An 818-nucleotide genomic window follows, 5' to 3' on the forward strand; every position below is an offset into this window, starting at 1 on the left:
TCTGAAACTTTCCCTACAATACCTTTCATGTTTTCTTTTGGTATCGTCCATATATTTTTGTCAATTTGTTCAAGGCGTAAATAGCGCAATGGATATGACCGTGCTCCTGTCAAAATCAATAACTTCAGTGCTAAATTTGAAAGGATCTTATCATCCAAGCTTTGATAAAATGCCGGAACCTCTTGCCATGGCATAGCAGGAATATTTGTTGATGTCGCACGTGGTTTTCCTAAAAGCGCGCGTGCCTTCATACAAGCCTGTAGATCAACATCTAAACCAAGAGCCGCAGCATATTTCAAACAAATATTGATACGGTTAAGTGCTTTTCGCGCTGTGTCTGCTTTTTCATGCCAAAGGGGTGCGAGAACATTGCGAATGATATTGGCTGTTAATTTTTCTATAGGTAAATTACCAATGTGTGGAATCACGTGCAACTCTAGTGGAGAAAACCAGCGGCCGTTTTTACCTTCATTTTTCAACTCTGCTTTTTTGCTTTCAAAAGCCGCTTTTGCAATTTCTTGAAAAATATTGCTTTGCTGTTTTAAAATAGTCTGTTCTCGAAAGACAATAGGATCATTGCCTTCTTTAAGAATATCACTATAATATCTTGTAAGCTCACGCGCTTCTTTTAAAGAGAGTTTCGTAACAGGACCAAGTCCCATTTCACGGCGCTTATTGTGGTGCGTATAGCGAAAAAACCAAGAGCGTGTATTGTCTTTTCGAACATTCAACCATAGCCCTGCCCCGTCACAATATTTACCCTGCGGAGACGTCTTTACGAATGATGCTGATAACCGATGAATCGCCCTCACTTAACG

General features: G+C 40.1%; 1 protein-coding gene. It reads right to left on the reverse strand.

All coding sequences use genetic code 11. The features are described from left to right. On the reverse strand, positions 1–812 hold an 812-nt coding region (locus ACFIKO_RS09380), incomplete at its 3' end, for a tyrosine-type recombinase/integrase (RefSeq protein ID WP_375673910.1). Positions 813–818 lie beyond the last annotated feature (6 nt).

Origin of the sequence: Bartonella sp. TS82HLJMH, assembly GCF_042193495.1 — a bacterium.
Taxonomy (GTDB): Bacteria; Pseudomonadota; Alphaproteobacteria; order Rhizobiales; family Rhizobiaceae; genus Bartonella; species Bartonella grahamii.